The sequence below is a fragment of the Amycolatopsis sp. NPDC003865 genome (assembly GCF_053605345.1).
In genome coordinates, this window is the sequence record NZ_JBSGJA010000012.1 from 38,760 (window position 1) to 54,870 (window position 16,111).

18 protein-coding genes are annotated in these 16,111 nt (G+C 71.9%); 7 read left to right on the top strand and 11 right to left on the bottom strand.

Annotated features, from left to right (window positions below; translation table 11 throughout):
• Nucleotides 1–27 precede the first annotated feature (27 nt).
• Genes ACWEVP_RS26875 through ACWEVP_RS26885 form a run of 3 tightly spaced genes read left to right on the top strand, consistent with a single transcriptional unit; the run spans nucleotide 28 to nucleotide 3,100 of the window.
• The gene (locus ACWEVP_RS26875; protein WP_452065320.1) at nucleotides 28–1,173 is read left to right on the top strand and encodes an acyl-CoA dehydrogenase family protein; all 1,146 of its coding nucleotides are present in this window, start codon (nucleotides 28–30) and stop codon (nucleotides 1,171–1,173) included.
• Nucleotides 1,170–1,940 (top strand): SDR family oxidoreductase, encoded by a 771-nt coding sequence (locus ACWEVP_RS26880; protein WP_452065321.1) that lies wholly within the window; start codon nucleotides 1,170–1,172, stop codon nucleotides 1,938–1,940. The genes ACWEVP_RS26875 and ACWEVP_RS26880 overlap by 4 nt, the downstream gene beginning before the upstream one ends.
• A gap of 8 nt (nucleotides 1,941–1,948) precedes the next feature.
• Nucleotides 1,949–3,100: an acetyl-CoA C-acetyltransferase gene (locus tag ACWEVP_RS26885; protein WP_452065322.1), complete on the top strand. Its 1,152-nt coding sequence runs from the start codon at nucleotides 1,949–1,951 to the stop codon at nucleotides 3,098–3,100.
• Here ACWEVP_RS26885 and fgd read toward each other — a convergent pair whose 3' ends face one another.
• Genes fgd through ACWEVP_RS26920 form a run of 7 tightly spaced genes read right to left on the bottom strand, consistent with a single transcriptional unit; the run spans nucleotide 3,101 to nucleotide 9,127 of the window.
• Complete coding sequence (gene fgd / locus ACWEVP_RS26890; protein ID WP_452065601.1) at nucleotides 3,101–4,105, bottom strand: glucose-6-phosphate dehydrogenase (coenzyme-F420); 1,005 nt, start codon at nucleotides 4,103–4,105, stop codon at nucleotides 3,101–3,103.
• Between the two features lie 6 nt (nucleotides 4,106–4,111).
• Complete coding sequence (locus tag ACWEVP_RS26895; RefSeq protein WP_452065323.1) at nucleotides 4,112–5,167, bottom strand: NAD(P)H-dependent flavin oxidoreductase; 1,056 nt, start codon at nucleotides 5,165–5,167, stop codon at nucleotides 4,112–4,114.
• Nucleotides 5,164–5,895: a CoA-transferase subunit beta gene (locus tag ACWEVP_RS26900; RefSeq protein ID WP_452065324.1), complete on the bottom strand. Its 732-nt coding sequence runs from the start codon at nucleotides 5,893–5,895 to the stop codon at nucleotides 5,164–5,166. The genes ACWEVP_RS26895 and ACWEVP_RS26900 overlap by 4 nt, the downstream gene beginning before the upstream one ends.
• Nucleotides 5,892–6,755 (bottom strand): CoA transferase subunit A, encoded by an 864-nt coding sequence (locus tag ACWEVP_RS26905; protein WP_452065325.1) that lies wholly within the window; start codon nucleotides 6,753–6,755, stop codon nucleotides 5,892–5,894. Before ACWEVP_RS26905 ends, ACWEVP_RS26900 begins: the two co-directional genes overlap by 4 nt.
• Nucleotides 6,745–7,485 carry an enoyl-CoA hydratase family protein gene (locus ACWEVP_RS26910; RefSeq protein WP_452065326.1) on the bottom strand — a complete coding sequence of 247 codons (741 nt, stop codon included), beginning with the start codon at nucleotides 7,483–7,485 and terminating at the stop codon, nucleotides 6,745–6,747. The genes ACWEVP_RS26905 and ACWEVP_RS26910 overlap by 11 nt, the downstream gene beginning before the upstream one ends.
• A complete protein-coding gene (locus tag ACWEVP_RS26915; RefSeq protein WP_452065327.1) occupies nucleotides 7,485–8,363 on the bottom strand; it encodes an SDR family oxidoreductase in 879 nt (292 codons plus the stop codon). The genes ACWEVP_RS26910 and ACWEVP_RS26915 overlap by 1 nt, the downstream gene beginning before the upstream one ends.
• Complete coding sequence (locus ACWEVP_RS26920) at nucleotides 8,360–9,127, bottom strand: SDR family oxidoreductase (RefSeq protein WP_452065328.1); 768 nt, start codon at nucleotides 9,125–9,127, stop codon at nucleotides 8,360–8,362. The genes ACWEVP_RS26915 and ACWEVP_RS26920 overlap by 4 nt, the downstream gene beginning before the upstream one ends.
• A 65-nt stretch (nucleotides 9,128–9,192) precedes the next feature.
• Between ACWEVP_RS26920 and ACWEVP_RS26925 the strand changes: the two genes are divergently transcribed.
• Entirely contained in the window at nucleotides 9,193–9,780 is a 588-nt protein-coding gene (locus tag ACWEVP_RS26925; protein ID WP_452065329.1) for a hypothetical protein, read from the top strand.
• A 15-nt stretch (nucleotides 9,781–9,795) separates the two neighbouring features.
• Here the strand turns inward: ACWEVP_RS26925 and ACWEVP_RS26930 are convergent, their stop codons facing one another.
• On the bottom strand, nucleotides 9,796–10,200 hold the full coding sequence (locus ACWEVP_RS26930) for a winged helix-turn-helix transcriptional regulator (protein ID WP_452065330.1): 405 nt from the start codon (nucleotides 10,198–10,200) through the stop codon (nucleotides 9,796–9,798).
• A gap of 118 nt (nucleotides 10,201–10,318) precedes the next feature.
• Here ACWEVP_RS26930 and ACWEVP_RS26935 point away from each other — a divergent pair, with 118 nt between their 5' ends.
• Complete coding sequence (locus tag ACWEVP_RS26935; RefSeq protein WP_452065331.1) at nucleotides 10,319–11,173, top strand: SDR family oxidoreductase; 855 nt, start codon at nucleotides 10,319–10,321, stop codon at nucleotides 11,171–11,173.
• Nucleotides 11,174–11,210: 37 nt separating this feature from the next.
• On the opposite strand, the gene ACWEVP_RS26940 is transcribed toward ACWEVP_RS26935, so the two are convergent.
• Nucleotides 11,211–12,377, bottom strand: a complete 1,167-nt coding sequence (locus ACWEVP_RS26940) for a PucR family transcriptional regulator (protein WP_452065332.1) — start codon at nucleotides 12,375–12,377, stop codon at nucleotides 11,211–11,213.
• Between the two features lie 69 nt (nucleotides 12,378–12,446).
• Between ACWEVP_RS26940 and ACWEVP_RS26945 the strand changes: the two genes are divergently transcribed.
• Both ACWEVP_RS26945 and ACWEVP_RS26950 read left to right on the top strand, forming a co-directional pair.
• On the top strand, nucleotides 12,447–13,103 hold the full coding sequence (locus ACWEVP_RS26945) for a TetR/AcrR family transcriptional regulator (protein WP_452065333.1): 657 nt from the start codon (nucleotides 12,447–12,449) through the stop codon (nucleotides 13,101–13,103).
• A gap of 130 nt (nucleotides 13,104–13,233) precedes the next feature.
• Nucleotides 13,234–13,878: a cutinase family protein gene (locus ACWEVP_RS26950; protein WP_452065334.1), complete on the top strand. Its 645-nt coding sequence runs from the start codon at nucleotides 13,234–13,236 to the stop codon at nucleotides 13,876–13,878.
• A 3-nt stretch (nucleotides 13,879–13,881) separates the two neighbouring features.
• On the opposite strand, the gene ACWEVP_RS26955 is transcribed toward ACWEVP_RS26950, so the two are convergent.
• Nucleotides 13,882–15,096 (bottom strand): lipase family protein, encoded by a 1,215-nt coding sequence (locus ACWEVP_RS26955; protein ID WP_452065335.1) that lies wholly within the window; start codon nucleotides 15,094–15,096, stop codon nucleotides 13,882–13,884.
• Nucleotides 15,097–15,140: 44 nt separating this feature from the next.
• Nucleotides 15,141–16,109 carry an alpha/beta hydrolase gene (locus ACWEVP_RS26960; RefSeq protein WP_452065336.1) on the bottom strand — a complete coding sequence of 323 codons (969 nt, stop codon included), beginning with the start codon at nucleotides 16,107–16,109 and terminating at the stop codon, nucleotides 15,141–15,143.
• Nucleotides 16,110–16,111: the final 2 nt, after the last annotated feature.

A 16,111-nucleotide genomic window follows, 5' to 3' on the forward strand; every position in this document is an offset into this window, starting at 1 on the left:
GACCGGCCCGGCAGCAAGGAGGCGTGCGTGGAACCGACGCGATTCCGCCGCGAGGTCGCGGGCTGGCTCGCCGACAACCTGACCGGCGAGTTCGCCGGGCTGCGCGGCCTCGGGGGTCCCGGGCGCGAGCACGAGGCGTTCGACCTGCGGCTGGCCTGGGAACGCCACCTCGCCGCCGCGGGCTGGACGTGCGTCGGCTGGCCGGTCGACCACGGCGGCCGCGGCCTCTCCCTCGACGACCAGGTCGCCTTCCACGAGGAATACGCGGCTTCCGGGGCGCCCGCCCGCGTCAACCACATCGGCGAACAGCTGCTCGGCCCGACGCTCATCGCCTTCGGCACGCCCGAGCAGCAAGCCCGGTTCCTGCCGAAGATCGTCTCCGTCGAGGAGCTGTGGTGCCAGGGCTACTCCGAGCCGGGTGCCGGCTCCGACCTCGCCGCCGTCTCCACCAGCGCGGTCCGGCGCGACGGCGAATGGATAGTGAACGGCCAGAAGATCTGGACGTCCCTGGCCCACGTGGCCGACTGGTGCTTCGTCGTCGCCCGTACCGAACCGGGCTCCCGGCGCCACCACGGCCTCTCCTACCTCCTCGTGCCGCTGCGCCAGGACGGTGTGACCGTGCGGCCGATCCAGCAGCTCACCGGGACCTCGGAGTTCAACGAAGTCTTCTTCGACGACGCCCGCACGCCCGCCGACCTGGTCGTCGGCGCACCGGGCGAGGGCTGGAAGATCGCCATGGCCACCCTCGGCTTCGAACGCGGCGTCTCCACCCTCGGCCAGCAGATCGGCTTCCGCCGCGAACTCGACGACATCACCGCCGAGGCCAAGCGGCTCGGCACCTACGACGACCCGCTCCTGCGCGCCGACCTCACCCGCGCCCGCCTCGGCCTGCGCGTCCTGCGCGCGCACGCCCTGCGCACCCTCGGCCGGGCCGCCGGACCGGAGGTCGCCGTCGGCAAGCTCCTGTGGGCCCAGTGGCACCGCGGGCTCGGCGAACTCGCCATGCGCGCCCGCGGGGCGCGGTCCCTGGTCGGCGTCGCCGGCGAACTGGACGACTTCCAGCGGCTCTACCTGTTCACCCGCGCCGACACCATCTACGGCGGGTCGGACGAAATCGAGCGGAACATCATCGCCGAGCGCGTGCTCGGCCTGCCCCGGGAGGCGCGACCGTGATCCCCCAGTACCCGCCCGGCCACGACCTGCTGTCCGGCAAGGTCGTCGTGGTGACCGCCGCGGCCGGCACCGGCATCGGCTCCGCCGTCGCCAGGCGCTGCCTCGAAGAAGGCGCGAGCGTCGTCGTCAGCGACTGGCACGAACGGCGCCTCGGCGAGAAGGCCGCCGAACTGGCCGAACTGGGCAAGGTGCACGCCATCCCGTGCGACGTCACGAAGGACGACCAGGTCCAGGCGCTGATCGACGGTGCCGTCGGCCACTTCGGGCGCTTGGACGTCATGGTCAACAACGCCGGGCTCGGCGGCACGAAGTCCGTGCTGGACATGACCGACGACGAGTGGTCGAAGGTCCTCGACATCACGCTCACCGGAACCTTCCGGTGCACCCGGGCGGCCTTGAAGCAGTTCGTGGCACAGGGGGGCGGCGGCGCGATCGTCAACAACGCCTCGGTGATCGGCTGGCGCGCCCAAGCCGGCCAAGCCCACTACGCCGCCGCGAAAGCCGGGGTCATGGCGCTGACGCGGTGCTCGGCCCTCGACGCCGCCGAGCACCACGTCCGCGTCAACGCCGTCGCCCCCAGCCTGGCCATGCACCCGTTCCTGGCCAAGGTGACCAGCGACGAGCTCCTGGCCGACCTGACCAAGCGGGAAGCGTTCGGCCGCGCGGCCGAACCCTGGGAGGTCGCCAACGTCATGGTCTTCCTCGCCAGCGACTACGCGAGCTACCTCACCGGCGAAGTCGTCTCCGTCTCCAGCCAGCACCCCTAGGAGCACCCGTGCCCGAAGCCTTCCTCCTCGACGCCGTCCGCACCCCGGTCGGCCGGCGCGGCGGCGCGCTGTCCGGGTGGCACTCCGCCGACCTCGGCGCGCACGTCATCCGGGCGGTCGTCGAGCGCGCCGGGGTCGACCCGGACCTCGTCGACGACGTCATCCTCGGCTGCACCGACACACTCGGCCCGCAGTCGGGCAACCTCGCTCGCACCGCGTGGCTCGCGGCCGGCTACCCCGACCACGTGCCCGGGGTGACGGTCGACCGGCAGTGCGGGTCGAGCCAGCAGGCGGTGCACTTCGCGGCGCAGGCCGTCATGTCCGGCACGCAGGACCTCGTGCTGGCCGGCGGAGTGCAGAACATGAGCCGCATCCCGATCAGCGCGGCGATGCTGGCCGGGCGCGAGTACGGTTTCGACGACCCGTTCTCCGGCTCGAAGGGCTGGCAGGAGCGCTACGGCAGCGTCGAGGTGTCGCAGTTCCGCAGCGCCGACATGATCGCCGAGCACTGGGACATCAGCCGCGAAGCCATGGAGGAGTACGCGTTCCGCAGCCACCAGCGGGCCCTGGCCGCCATCGATTCCGGGCGGTTCGACGCGGAGATCGCGCCGGTCGACGGCTTCGCGCAGGACGAAGGGCCGCGCCGGGACACGTCCTTGGAGCGGATGCGCGGCCTGAAGCCGCTTTCGCCGGAGTCGCGCCTGACAGCCGCGGTGGCCAGCCAGATCTCCGACGGCGCGAGCGCGGCGCTGCTGGCGTCTCCGTCGTTCGTCGAGGAGCACGGTTTGCGGCCGCGGGCCCGCATCCACCACCTGTCGGTCCGCGCGGCGGACCCGGTGTGGATGCTGACCGGCCCGATCCCGGCGACGTCCCACGCGCTGCGGAAAACCGGGCTCACGATCGAGGACATCGACCTGTTCGAGGTCAACGAGGCGTTCGCCAGCGTGGTGCTGGCGTGGCTGGACGAAACGGGCGCGGACCCCGCCCGCGTCAACGTCAACGGCGGCGGCATCGCCCTCGGCCACCCGATCGGCGCCACCGGGACGAAGCTCCTCGCGACGCTCCTGCACGAGCTGGAGCGTCGCGAGGGACGTTACGGCCTGCAGACGATGTGCGAAGGCGGCGGCACCGCCAACGTGACCGTCATCGAACGGCTGTGATCAGCCGAGGGCGCGCAGCTTCGGGAGCACGTCCTCGGAGAACTGGGTCAGGAACCGCTCCTGGTCGTGGCCCGGGCCGTGGAAGACCAGGTGGTTCAGGCCCGCGTCCAGGTACGGCTTGATCTGCGCCACCGCCTCGTCCGGGTCCGACGCCACGATCCACCGCTTGGCGACCTGCTCGATCGGCAGCTCGTCGGCCAGCCGCTCCATCTCCTCGGCCGAGGAGACCGTGTGCTTCTGCTCCGCCGACAGCGACAGCGGCGCCCAGAACCGGGTGTTCTCCAGCGCCTTCTCGTGGTCGCGGTCGTAGGACATCTTGATCTCGATGGTGCGGTCGACGTCTTCGACGGTCTTCTCGGCCGCCTCGGCGCCTTCCTTGACCGCCGGCATCAGCTTCTCGGTGTAGAGGTCCATGCCCTTGCCCGAGGTGCAGATGAACCCGTCGCCCGCGCGGCCCGCGTACTTGGCCACCACCGGGCCGCCCGCGGCGACGTAGACCGGGACCGGCTGCTCCGGCCGGTCGTAGATCTTCGCGTCGACCAGCTCGTAGTAGTCGCCCTTGAAGTTCACGTTGTCGCTGGTCCACAGCTCGCGGATCAGCTTGATCGACTCGCGCAGCCGGGCGAAGCGCTCCTTGAACTCCGGCCACTCGCGGCCGGAGACGGCGATCTCGTTCAGCGCCTCACCGGTGCCCACGCCCAGGATCACGCGGCCGCCCGACAGCAGCGACATCGTCGCGAACGCCTGGGCGATCACCGCCGGGTTGTACCGGAACGTCGGGGTCAGCACGCTGGTGCCGATCTGCACCCGCTTCGTCCGCTCGGCCACCGCCGGCATCCACGCCAGCGCCCACGGCGCGTGGCCGCCCTCGTGCCGCCACGGCAGGAAGTGGTCCGACACCCAGACCGAGTCGAGGCCGACCTCTTCGGCACGCACCGCGTACTCGACCAGATCCCGCGGTCCGAACTGCTCCGCCGACGCCTTGTAACCGACCTTGAGCGCCACGCTCACTCATCCTCCCGTTTGCCGGCCAAGACGGCGGAGTATCTCACCCGCCTCGGCCACTGTGCCCTCGACGATCCCGGCCACCGTGGGCAAGTCGTGGATCATGCCCACCACCTGTCCCGACGCTAGCACTCCCGCGTCCGTCCGGCCCTCGACCAGCCCCGCCCGCAACAGCATCGGGGTGTTGGCCGCCATGACCAGCTGACTCCAGGTCAGATCGTTGCCGTGCTTCATCGCGAAGCCTTCTTTGACCATCGCAACCGGGGACAGTCCGGTGATATTCCGGAAGCGCAGCGCGTTGCGCGCAGCCTGCGCCAGCCCGCGCAGGCGCCCGGTGCGTTCGAGCTTCTCGACGAGGTCGGTGCGCAGCACGCGGTGCGGCAGGCCGTCGACGCGCCGGGTGACGACCGTCCCGGTGAGACCCTGCTCGAGGTAGACGCGCTTGACCTCGTCGGGGACCGTGCTCTCCTTGCTCAGCAGGAACCGGGTGCCCATCGCGACCCCCGCGGCCCCGTAGGCGAGCGCGGCGGCGAGACCACGCCCGTCGAAGAAGCCGCCGGCCGCGACGACGGGGATGTCGACGGCGTCGAGCACCGACGGCAGCAGCAGCGTGGTCGCCACTCCCCCGGTGTGCCCGCCGCCTTCGCCGCCCTGGACGATGACGGCGTCGGCGCCCCAGGCGGCGACCTTCTCGGCGTGCCGCGCCGCGCCGACCGACGGGATCACGACGACCCCGTGGTCCCGCAGCTTCGCGATCATCTCCTTGCGCGGCGCGAGCGCGAACGACGCCACCTTCACGCCCTCGCGGATCAGCAGGTCGACACGGTCACCCGCGTCGGCAGCGTCGGCGCGCAGGTTGACGCCGAACGGCTTTTCCGTGCGCTTCTTGACTTCGGTGACCGCGGCCTCGAGCTCGGCGAAGGTCATCGTGGCCGAAGCGAGGATGCCGAGCGCGCCCGCCTCGGCCGTCGCCGAGACCAGCCGCGGCCCGGCGACCCAGCCCATCCCGGTCTGCACGACCGGGTGCTCGACGCCGGCGAGCTCGGTCAGCGCCGTCTTCACGCCGGGATTTCCTTGTCCCGCAGGCCCTTCGGGTCGAGGACCTCCCGGATCAGCCGCAGCTCCTCCGCCGTCGGCTCCCGGCTGGTCCCGGTCCCGGTGAAGTCGATCTCGAACGCCGTCGCCGCGTCGACGTCCTCGCGGGTGACGCCGGGGTGCAGCGACACCGCCCGCATCGCGTGGTCCGCGCCGCCGAAGCCGAACACCCCGAGGTTCGACACGACCCGGTGGACGTCGTGGTACTTCTGCGCCGAGGGGCCCGCCTTCGCCGCGTTGTCGTACCCCACCCCGGAAACGACGTCGACACTGTCCACGAAGACCCGCGTGGAGTGCCGGGGCACCCAGTAGCTCGTGCGGTGGTTGACGCTGTTGCCCGGCGCGCCGCGCACGCCGAGCAGCTGCTTCTTCGGGCGGGCGTGCTCGCCGATGGCGGAGATGTTCTGGTTGCCGTACCGGTCGAGCTGGTTGGCGCCCATCACGACGTGCCGGCGGCCGTGCGGGACGATCGTGTCGAGCATCTTGCGGAACGGCTGCCAGCCCTCGACCACGCCGTCGGCGGTGACCAGGTACGCCTCGCCGTCGGACATCAGGAGATCCGGCTCGAAGGTCAGCCGCGCGAGCTTCGCGCCCAGCTGCGGGATGAATCCCATCGGGCTGGCCACGATCTCCCCGTCGCCGCGGAACACCTCGGCCATCGCCACGACGACGATCTCGGCCCGGGTCGCGCTCATGCCGCCTCCGCCTCGAACTTGTCCACTTCGGACAGATAACTGCGCTCGTCCCCCGACAGGAACCGGTCGGCGAACCCCGGCCACGCGTCGAGGTCCTTGGCGCAGGCGGCGTAGTGCCGCTGGAACCGCTCGTCGCGGCCGTAGTCGGGCACCGCCGTCGTGAAGTGGGCGCCCCGCGGCGCCTCGACGACCCCCTCGACGCTGCCCCGGTTGAACAGCAGGGACTGCACCGGCCCGGCCGCCGTCAGCTCGGCCGTGCCGACGACTTTTTCCACCGACACGAAGCACCGGGCGGCGGCCAGGCCGAACAGCTCGTCGAAGTACGGGTCCGGGCCGAGGTACTGGGCGTTGCCGCGGGCGTCCGCGCGGTTGAGGTGCACCAGCGCCACGTCCAGGTGCTGCGCCGGGACCGCGACCAGCTCCTCGCCGTCCTCGTACGGCGAACGCACCGTGCGGAGGCCGGGGTTGGCGCGCATCACCTCCGAGCCGAGCCCGGCCCGCGTCGGCAGGAACGGAAGCCGCTGCGCCGCCGCCGACAACGCCGTGCCGAACATGCCTTCGTCGTACTCGGTCACCTCGATCGCCCCGGTCTCGCGGGCGCGGCCGAACCACGGGTCGTACGGGATCGAATCCAGCGTGACGAACCCGAAGACCACGCGCTCGACCTTGCCCGCCGCGCACAGCAACCCCACGTCCGGGCCGCCGTAGGAGACGACGGTGAGGTCCTTGACGGGCGTGCGGAGGATCGCGCGGACCAGGGCCATCGGCTTGCGCCGCGAGCCCCAGCCGCCGATCCCGATCGTCATGCCGTCCTCCAGCTCGGCCGCCACCTCGTCGGCGGTCGTGCGCTTATCGGCCATTCAAGAACTCCTCGCGGGCTTCGTCGGAGGCGCCGAGCAGGTTGAGCTCGAAGGTGAAGCCCTGCTCGAACCGGTAGCTGCGGTGCACCTGCTGAGTGTCGATGCCGTTCAGCGCCTCCTTGGCCGCCCGGATCACCCGCGGGTCCTTCTTCGCGATGTCCCGGGCCACGGCCAGCGCCGCGTCGTCCAGCTCCGCACGCGGGACGACCCGGTAGACCGAGCCGTGCGCGTGCAGCTCGGCGGCGGTGATGGTGCGGGCGGTGAAGTAGAGGGTGCGCATGAGGTGCTGCGGCACGAGCCGGGCCAGGTGGGTCGCGGCGCCGAGCGCGCCGCGCTCGACTTCCGGGACGCCGAAGGTGGCGTCGTCGGACGCGAGGATGACGTCGGCGTTGCCGACCAGCCCGATCCCGCCGCCGAGGCAGAAGCCGTGCACGGCCGCGACGACCGGGACCGCGCAGTCGTAGACCGCGCCGAAAGCGGCGTAACAGCCCCGGTTCGCGCCGACGAGCGCGTCGTAGCCCGCGCTGCGCTGGATCTCCTTGATGTCGACCCCGGCGTTGAATCCGCGGCCCTCCGCGCGCAGGATCACGACGTGGACGTCCGGGTCCGCCCCGGCTTTCTTCAGCGCGTCGGCGAGGTCGAACCAGCCCTGCACGGGCAGCGCGTTGACCGGCGGGAAGTCGACCGTGACGACCTCGACGTGCCCGTCGCGCTTGGTCAGGATCGCCATCAGCTCGCTCCGTAGACGGGCTCGGGCTCGGGCGCGCGCTCGAGCAGGTCCTTGACCACCGGACCCAGTTCCGCCGGGTCCCAGCGCTCTCCCTTGTCCACGACCGGGCCGTGCCGCCACGCCTGGGCGAGGGACACCTTCCCGCCCTCGACTTCGAAGACGCGGCCGGTGACGTGCGAGGACTCCTCGCTGCCCAGCCAGACGACCAGGGGCGAGACGTTCTCCGGCGCCATCGCGTCGAAGCCGCTCTCGGGGCGCGCCATCGTCGCGAAGACCGCCTCGGTCATCCGGGTCCGCGCGGCCGGCGCGATCGCGTTCACGGTCACCCCGTAACGCGCCAGTTCGGCCGCCGCCACGACGGTCAGCCCGGCGATGCCCGCCTTCGCCGCCGAGTAGTTGCCCTGGCCGACGCTGCCCAGCAGCCCGGCGCCGGAGCTGGTGTTGATGACGCGCGCGCTCGGCGTGCGCCCGGCCTTCGCTTCGGCCCGCCAGTGCTCGGCGGCGTGCCTCAGTGGCGCGAAGTGACCTTTGAGGTGCACGCGGACGACGGCGTCCCATTCGTCCTCGGCGAGGTTGACCAGCATCCGGTCCCGGACGAACCCCGCGTTGTTGACCAGCACGTCGAGGCGGCCGAAGTGCCCCAGGGCGGTGTCGACGAGGGTCTTGGCACCGGCCCAGTCGGCGACGTCGGAGGTGTCGCCCAGGGCTTTCCCGCCCCGGGCCTCGACCTCGGCGACGACCGCGGCGGTCGCGTCCCCGTCCACGTCGTTGACCACCACCGGCGCGCCCTCGGCGGCGAAGGCGAGCGCGTGGGCCCGCCCGATGCCGCGCCCGGCGCCGGTCACCACGACCACCCGGTCCTGGCACAACCCGCTCACGAATCCTCCCGTTGGTTGACGTCGGCCGCGGCGAGGAACGCCGGGACCTCTCCCCCGCCGTGCACGAGCAGGGTCGCGCCGGAGACGTAGGAAGCGAGGCCGGAGGCGAGGAAAGCGGCGCAGGCGCCCACTTCCGCCGGCTCGGCCAGCCGCCCCAGCGGCACGGTCTTGCCGACCGCTTCGACGGCGGCTTCGCTGCCGTAGTGCAGGTGCGCCTGTTCGGTGCGCACCATGCCGACGTCGAGCGCGTTGACCCGCACCTTGGGGGCCCACTCGACGGCGAGACTGGCGGTGAGGCTGTCGAGCCCGGCCTTGGCGGCGCCGTAGGCGGCGGTCCCGGGCGACGCGCGCGTGCCGCTGACGCTGGAGACCATCACGATCGAGCCGCCGGTGTCCTGCCGTTGCATGACGGCGTTGGCGTGCTGGGAGACCAGGAGCGGAGCGAGCAGGTTGAGCTGGACGACCTTGTCGTGCAGCCGCGGCGAGGCGGTCGCGGCCGGCGCGTAGGGGGCGCCGCCGGCGTTGTTGACGACGACGTCGAGGCGGCCGTGGTTCTCCACGATGCCGTCGACGAGGGTTTTGACCTGGGTTTCGTCCCGGACGTCGCACGGGACGAACTCGGCCTCGGTGGCGGTCTCGCGCCGTGCGCAGGTGACCACGTGGGCGCCGTGGGCGAGGAACACGTCGGTGATGCCCCGGCCCACCCCGCGGACACCGCCGGTCACCAGGACGACGGCGCCGGACAGGCCCAGATCGGTCTTCACTCCCCAAAACTAGAACACGTTCCAACTTTGGGCAAGGCGCCGATCCCGTCCGGGATCATGAACGCATGGACGAACGGTGGCCGCCCGCACCATCGGGTACAGCGGCCTGGGTGCTCAACGCGATGCACGAGCACGAGAACGGGCCGACCGACACCACCTACCACGAGCGCAGCCAGGCGCGACTTGCCGCAGGAAGCGCCGAGCCACTCGTCGTCGGAGGCATCGACCTCGAAGCCACGACAGTGACCACGGGCGGCGGGCTGGGCCGCGCCGAACACCTCGGCCCCGGCTGGCGACGGCTGCGCTGGGCGGAACCGGCCGAACGCACCGGCGACGCCGTCGTTCCCGACGGGCTGCTGCCCGGGTTCCGGTGTTTCCCCTCGGCCAAGAAGGAAGGTGGCTGGCCGGTCGGCATCACCCCGCCCACCGAGGGAAGCCTCGACCTCGTGGTGCGCGCCGACCACCTCGGTGACGCCGGCACTCAGTACGACAACCCCGAAGTCGACTTCAGCCCCTCGAACCTCTGGGCCGCGGACCATTCGTGGTGCCTGGGCACCGACTACGACCTGTGGGGCACCAAGGTCACCGGCCCGCCCGCCCTGATCGAGGCGCTGCCGAGCGACCGCGAACTCGAAGCGGTCCGGCTCCGTTGAAAGAACTAGAACGCGTTACGACCAGCGCTTCGCGGCGTCGTACTCCGCGTTGGCCGCCATCACCTCGGGCATCTGCCCCTCGACGTCCTCGATCAGCGCCAGCAGCAGCGCCGCCGTCCGGCGGCCGCGCGGGGTCAGGCTGTACTCCACCTTCGGCGGGATCGTCGGCTGGGCCTCGCGGTGGACGAAGCCGTCGCGCTCGAGGGCCTGCAGCGTCTGGGCGAGCATCTTCTCGCTGACCCCGGACACCCGCCGGCGCAGGGCGTTGAACCGGAGCGTGCCGTCGTGGAGGGCGGCCATCGCCAGGATCCCCCACCGGCCGGTGATGTGCTCGAGCGTCGCCCGGGACGTGCACGCCTGCGCGAACACGTCGAACAGCACCTGCCCGTGCTCGTCCAGCCACTCCGGCGCCTCGCTCATGACCTCAACGGTACCTCTCCCGCGCCGGAAGCCCAGGTGAGGATGCTCACCAATAGTTTGCACTTTCGAAAAGTTAGTACACTCTGACGGTAAGCAGAGCGAGAGCGAGGAGCAGCAGATGATCGTGGTCACCGGTGCCACCGGCCAGCTCGGCCGCCTGGTCGTGGAAGGCCTGCTGAAGAAGGTCGCGCCCGCCGAGGTCGTCGCCGCCGTGCGTGACCCGGCGAAGGCCGCCGAGTTCGCCGCGCGCGGCGTGCAGGTGCGGCGGGCCGACTACGACGACCCGGCGAGCCTCGCCGCGGCGTTCGCCGGCGCGGACAAGGTGCTGCTCATTTCGAGCAGCACGCCCGGGCAGCGGCTGGCCCAGCACGAAGCCGTCGTCGCGGCCGCGCGCGAGGCCGGGGTCGGCCACCTCGCCTACACGAGCGTCCTGGCCGCCGACACGACGAAGCTGTTCGTCGCGCCGGACCACAAGGCCACCGAGGAGGCCATCCGCGCGTCGGGTGTGCCGTTCACCTTCCTGCGCAACGGCTGGTACACCGAGAACTACGCGCAGACGATCGGCCGGGCGCTCACCGTCGGGTCGTTCGTGGGCAGCGCCGGCGACGGCAAGCTGGGTGGCGTCCCGCGGATCGACTTCGCCGAGGCGGCCGTCGAAGTCCTGACCGGTGAGGGCCACGAAGGCAAGGTGTACGAACTGGCCGGCGACGAGCCGTGGAGCTACGCCGACCTGGCCGCCGCCGTGACGGCCGCGGCGGGCAAGCCGGTCACCTACCAGGACCTGCCCGGCGAGCAGTACCGGAAGGTGCTCGTCGGCGCCGGGCTGCCCGAGCCGGTCGCGGCCATGCTGGCCGACGCCGACCGCGGCATCGCCGAGGGCGAGCTGACGTCGGATTCCGGCGACCTGAGCCGCCTGATCGGCCGCCCGACGACGCCGCTGGCGGAAGCGGTCACGGCCCTCGTGAAGAACTGAGGTCGGTGACGGTCTCCCCCGCTCGCGGGAGAGACCGTCACGGGCCGCCGGGACGCAGGGCCGACAGCCGCAACGCCGCCTGCATCGCGAACCGCGCCTCGGCGTCCTCCAGCCGCTCGCCGAAGGCCTCCTTCAGCTGCCGCACGCGGTAGCGGACCGTCTGCGGGTGGACCGACAGGTCGACCGCGATCTTCTCCGAGTTGCCGCCGTTTTCCAGCCACGACAGCAAGGTCTCGCTCAAGCGGTGGCGCGTGCGGTCCGGGAACCGGTCCAGCGGGGCCAGTTCCCGGCGGGCCACCTGCTCCGCCAGGGCCGGGTCGCACAGCAGCCACAGCGTCGTCAGGTGGTCCGCGCACCACGTCACCGGAGCGTCCGGCAACGCGCCTTCGCCCACCAGCCGCAGCGTCATCCGCGCCCAGCGCAGGGACTGCGCCGACGCCGGCGGCGGCACCGGCGGTCCCACGGCGGCCCGGACCCCGAGGCCGGCGAGCCACCGCTCGTCCACCGGAGCCGGCACCACCAGCCAGGGCCGCGGCGGCTCGAGGTCGGCCAGCACCTCGGGTCCCCAGCACGGCTCCACCGGCGACTCGAGGACGACGGCGGCCACCTCGCCGGGCACCGGCCAGCCGGCCGCCGCCGCGAGTTCGGCCACCACCGCGTCCGCCGGCGGCACCGGGCCGGTGACCAGGCGCAGCAGCCGGCGGCGCAGGCTCGCCCGCGTGCCGCCGAGCTCCGCCTCCACCTCGCGGTGCCCGCGGATCGACATCCGCGCCAGGTCGTCCGCGTAACCGAACAGCATCTCCGCCAAGCTCGCCATCACCGCCGAAGACAGCCGTTGCCGGCGGCCCAGGCGCATGATCCACCGCCAGCCCGCGCGGGTGCCGATGCGGTAGGCCGTCTGGAGGTCGTCGAGCGTCCGGCCCTCGTACGCCTCGCCCGCGCCGAGCCGGCGGCACGTCTCGTACAGCCGGCCCCTCGGTGCGAGCGGGTCCTCGACCAGGTCGACGAACAGCACCACCGCGCGCTCGACACCGTGCCGGGTCACGCGGCCGTGCCGGGCGTAGACCGGGACGGCCTGCCACACCTCCCGGACGATCCAGTCCACCAGCGCCGGGATCGCCGGACGCATGAGCGCGGCCAGCTCCGCGCGTCCGGACACCTCGTGCGCCACCGGGACTTGCCGCCGAGCTTGGTCGCCGGACACCGGGCTCCCTTCGCGGGGCGGGTGAGCTTTACCGAGCGGTAAAGCAGCGAGACCGTACAGTACACCTCCATGAGCAGGCCGCGGTCCCCTGATCGATCCAGCACGCGCCGGAGCCCGGCCGCCCGGCCCACCGACGACCAGCTGCTCGACGCCGCCCGCGCGGTGTTCGCCGAACGCGGCTACACCCAGGCCACCATGGACCTGATCGCCGCTCGCGCCGACTCCACCAAACCGACGCTCTACGCGCATTTCGGGGACAAGGCCGCGCTTTTCCGCGCCACCGTGAGCCGCGAGGTCGCCGCGCTGCGGAACTGGGTCCTCACCGCCTACGAAACCGCGAGCGCGGCTCCTCTCGAAGACCGCGTCCGGCTCGCGGTGATGGCCATGTTCCGCTACGCCGGCGCCCACCCGGACAGCTTCCGGATGCTGTTCGACTCCGCCGTCGACGAGATGTCGAACGAGCGCCGCGCGCTGGCCGACACCGTCACCACGCACGTCGTCGACCGCGTCCGGGAGCACCTGCTGGCCCACGGCCGCACCCCCGGCGCCGGCGCGGACCTGCTGGCCGCGATGATGGTCGGCCTGGTCGGCCGGGCCGCGATGCACGTCTCCCACTCCCCCGGCGTCGACCCGATCGCGGCGGGCGAGCTGGCCACCGGGTTCGTGATGGCCGCCCTGCGCGGCCTCGACCCCGCGCTGGTGGACCACGTCGACACCGTCAGCTGAGTGTCCACATCGGATTGATTGTCACCGGCCGAACAATTCCACCCGGCCGATCGAAGCTTCCCTTGCTTTCGCGCGCATTTCGAGAAAGCGTTTACGAACATTCAGTTTCCCAGCAGAAGTGGGATCAGCCATGATTCGTTCGCTTTCCTCCGCCGTCACGATCGGCTTCGCCGCCGCCGGGATCGCCGTCGCCGCCGCGCCCGCGGCGTCGGCCGCGCCGTGCACCGACGTCGACGTGCCCGTCGCCCGCGGCACGTTCGAACCCGGCACGCTCGGCTTCATCGTCGGCGACCCCGTCTACCAGGCCGTGCAGGACCGGCTGCGGCCGCGGTCGGTGAGCGGTTACCGGGTCGACTACCCGGCCGACCTCGGCGAACCCGCGTCGGTGCAGAAGGGCAACACCGACCTGGTGAACCACGTCGAGGCACAGGCCGCGGCCTGCCCGCGGCAGCGGTTCGTCCTGGTCGGCTACTCCCAGGGCGCCAACGTCGTCGACAACTCCCTCGGCGTCAGCAGCGACGGCGCGGTCGTCGGCGGCCCGATCGTCGCGACCATCCCGGCGGAGCTGGCCCCGCGGGTCGCGGCCGTGCTGCTGTTCGGCAACCCGATCCGCGCGATCGGCCGTCAGGTGACCGGGACGTACCAGAGCCGTACCAAGGACTACTGCGCCGACGGCGACCCGATCTGCCGGCCCGGCGGCGCGAACTTCCTGGCCCACCTGAGCTATGGCGGCGACGCCTCCGACGCCGCCGCCTTCGCCGCGGGCGAGCTCTGACGCTCAGCAGTTGGACGGGGCCTGCTCACCGGCGAACCGCTTGACGATCCACTGGTGGGCGTCCCCGTTCCCGGCCAGGATTCCGGTGGCGTGGTCGGAGAGGTAGGTCTGCCACTGTTCCCGGACCCCGGCCGCGCAGTACGCCCGGTGCAGAGCGTCGGCCTGCGGGGTGTTGACGATCTCGTCGGTGCTCGCGTGGTACTGGAACACCGGCACCCGCGGCGGGTTCGCACCCAGCTTGTTCTGCGCCAGCCGCGCCTGCCACTGCGGCGTGCCCAGCGGGTTCGAGGTCGTGTAGTCGCTGATCTTCTTGAACGAATAGTTCAGCAGCAGTTCCGCGACGCACGCGTTCTTCTTGGCGTCGTTGAGCTGCTGCCGCCCGGTGTCGTTGAGGAAGGAATCGAGCTTCAGCTCGGGGTACGCGGCGTCGAGCCCGACCGCGGCGAACGCGAGGAACCCGAAGCCGATGTACCCGTCGAGTCCTTTCGCGACCTCGGTCAGGTCGGCCGGCACGCCGCCCGCGACGACGCCGACGACGTTCAGCTCCGGCGCGTAGGCGGGCGTCTTCTCCCCCGCCCACATCGATCCGCCGCCGCCTTGGGAGTACCCCTGGAAGATCACCTTCGCGGTCTTGGCCAGCTTGGCGGCCGGCAGGTTCTGCGCCGCCCGCACCGAGTCGATCACGGCGGGTCCCTCGGACTGGCCGGTGATGTAGGTCGGCGTGGTCGTCGGCGAATAGCCCTCGTAGTCGGTCACCGCGACGGCGAACCCGCTCGAGAGCGAGTCGTTGATGGCCGGCTGGTCGTACAGCGTGCCGCGCTCCATCGCCTTGGACGCGGTGCACTTGAACGCCGGGCCCTGCGTGCCGACCGCGTAGCCGACGATCGGCGCCCGCGCCGGGTCCTTGCCCTTCGGCACCAGGATCGTCCCGGTGACCGCGTCCGGCAGGCCGCGGGCGTTGGTCGAGAGGTACATGACCTGCCAGGCGTCGGCGTTGGCGGCGTTCAGCAGCGGCACCGTCGGGCGCCAGCGCAGGACGTCACCGGGTTTGCCGGCCGGCAGCGGCGACGGCGGGGTGTAGAACGAGTCGTCGAACGGGCCGGGCAGGATCGGCGCCGCGACGGCACCGGCGGGCGGGCTCGCGGCCACGACCCCCAGCGCCGCCAGGGAGACGCCCAGGAGCGCGGACAGCACTCGTCGCACGGGGACAGACTTCACCACAACCTCCATCGGGGAAAGGGCTCTATCGTTCAAAGGAAGGCTCAGGCGGGGAGGCCGAGCGCGCCGGCCAGGACCGGCCACGAGGTGTGCAGGGCCCGCTGCCAGTACGGCCAGCTGTGCGTGCCCGGCCCGTAGTAGTCGACCGTCGCCGGGATGCCGTTCTGCCGCAGCTTGTCGGTGAAGCTCTGCGACGACAGCAACGCCGACGGTTCGAGCACATCGGACTGCCCGGGCGGGTCGAGCGGCCCGGTCTGCCCGTTGCCGCAGGAGACGTAGAGCGCCGTGCCGCGCAGGTCCTGGACGTGGTCGTAGGGGTTGTGCGACGACCAGATCGGCTGCATCCCGAAGGAGTCGCCCCACAGGTTGAGGTAGTTGAAGATCCCGGCGCGGGCGAGGATGCCGATGATCCAGACCGGGATGCCCGGGTAGAGCGTGTTCGGCACGCCGGAGTACGACGCCGCCGCGGCGAACATCCCCTTGTGCTGGAAGGCGTACGCCATCGCGCCGTAGCCGCCGATCGACAACCCGGCAACCGCCCGGCGGGTGCCACCGTGGTAGCCGCGTTCGACGATCTGGCGGACTTCGGCGGTGTGGAACGTGTCCCAGTCGGGTTTGGCCGACAGCCCGAAGTTCCACCACTTCGTGTACATCCCGGCCGGCCCGTCGCTCGGCATCACGACGAGGGCGTCCTTGGTCGCGGTGAACGCCTTGACGTCGGTGAACTGGTCCCACGACCGGTAGTCGACCGGCTCGCAGCAGCCGTGCAGCAGGAACAGCACCGGCCAGGTGCGCGAGGGCTGCGCGGCCCAGCCGGACGGCACGATCAGCCGGACCATCCCGGTGGTGCCCAGCGCCGGGGAATCGATCTTCAGATCCACCGTCCGGGCGTCCAGCCAGGTCTCCTGGACGACCTTCGCGCCGTCGTCGGCCACGGCAGTGCTCGCCCGGGCGGCGGTGACGCCGCTCGCGACCAGGACCACGACGGCCAGCATCAGCAGGGTGGCTCTCATCG

Coding starts and splice junctions, on each gene's coding strand:
- ACWEVP_RS26950 (WP_452065334.1), top strand. CDS start 13,234: ATGATTCGTTCGCTTTCCTCCGCCGTCACGATCGGCTTCGCCGCCGCC.
- ACWEVP_RS26925 (WP_452065329.1), top strand. CDS start 9,193: ATGGACGAACGGTGGCCGCCCGCACCATCGGGTACAGCGGCCTGGGTG.
- ACWEVP_RS26905 (WP_452065325.1), bottom strand. CDS start 6,755: ATGGCCGATAAGCGCACGACCGCCGACGAGGTGGCGGCCGAGCTGGAG.
- ACWEVP_RS26935 (WP_452065331.1), top strand. CDS start 10,319: ATGATCGTGGTCACCGGTGCCACCGGCCAGCTCGGCCGCCTGGTCGTG.
- ACWEVP_RS26945 (WP_452065333.1), top strand. CDS start 12,447: ATGAGCAGGCCGCGGTCCCCTGATCGATCCAGCACGCGCCGGAGCCCG.
- ACWEVP_RS26930 (WP_452065330.1), bottom strand. CDS start 10,200: ATGAGCGAGGCGCCGGAGTGGCTGGACGAGCACGGGCAGGTGCTGTTC.
- ACWEVP_RS26910 (WP_452065326.1), bottom strand. CDS start 7,485: ATGGCGATCCTGACCAAGCGCGACGGGCACGTCGAGGTCGTCACGGTC.
- ACWEVP_RS26960 (WP_452065336.1), bottom strand. CDS start 16,109: ATGAGAGCCACCCTGCTGATGCTGGCCGTCGTGGTCCTGGTCGCGAGC.
- ACWEVP_RS26900 (WP_452065324.1), bottom strand. CDS start 5,895: ATGAGCGCGACCCGGGCCGAGATCGTCGTCGTGGCGATGGCCGAGGTG.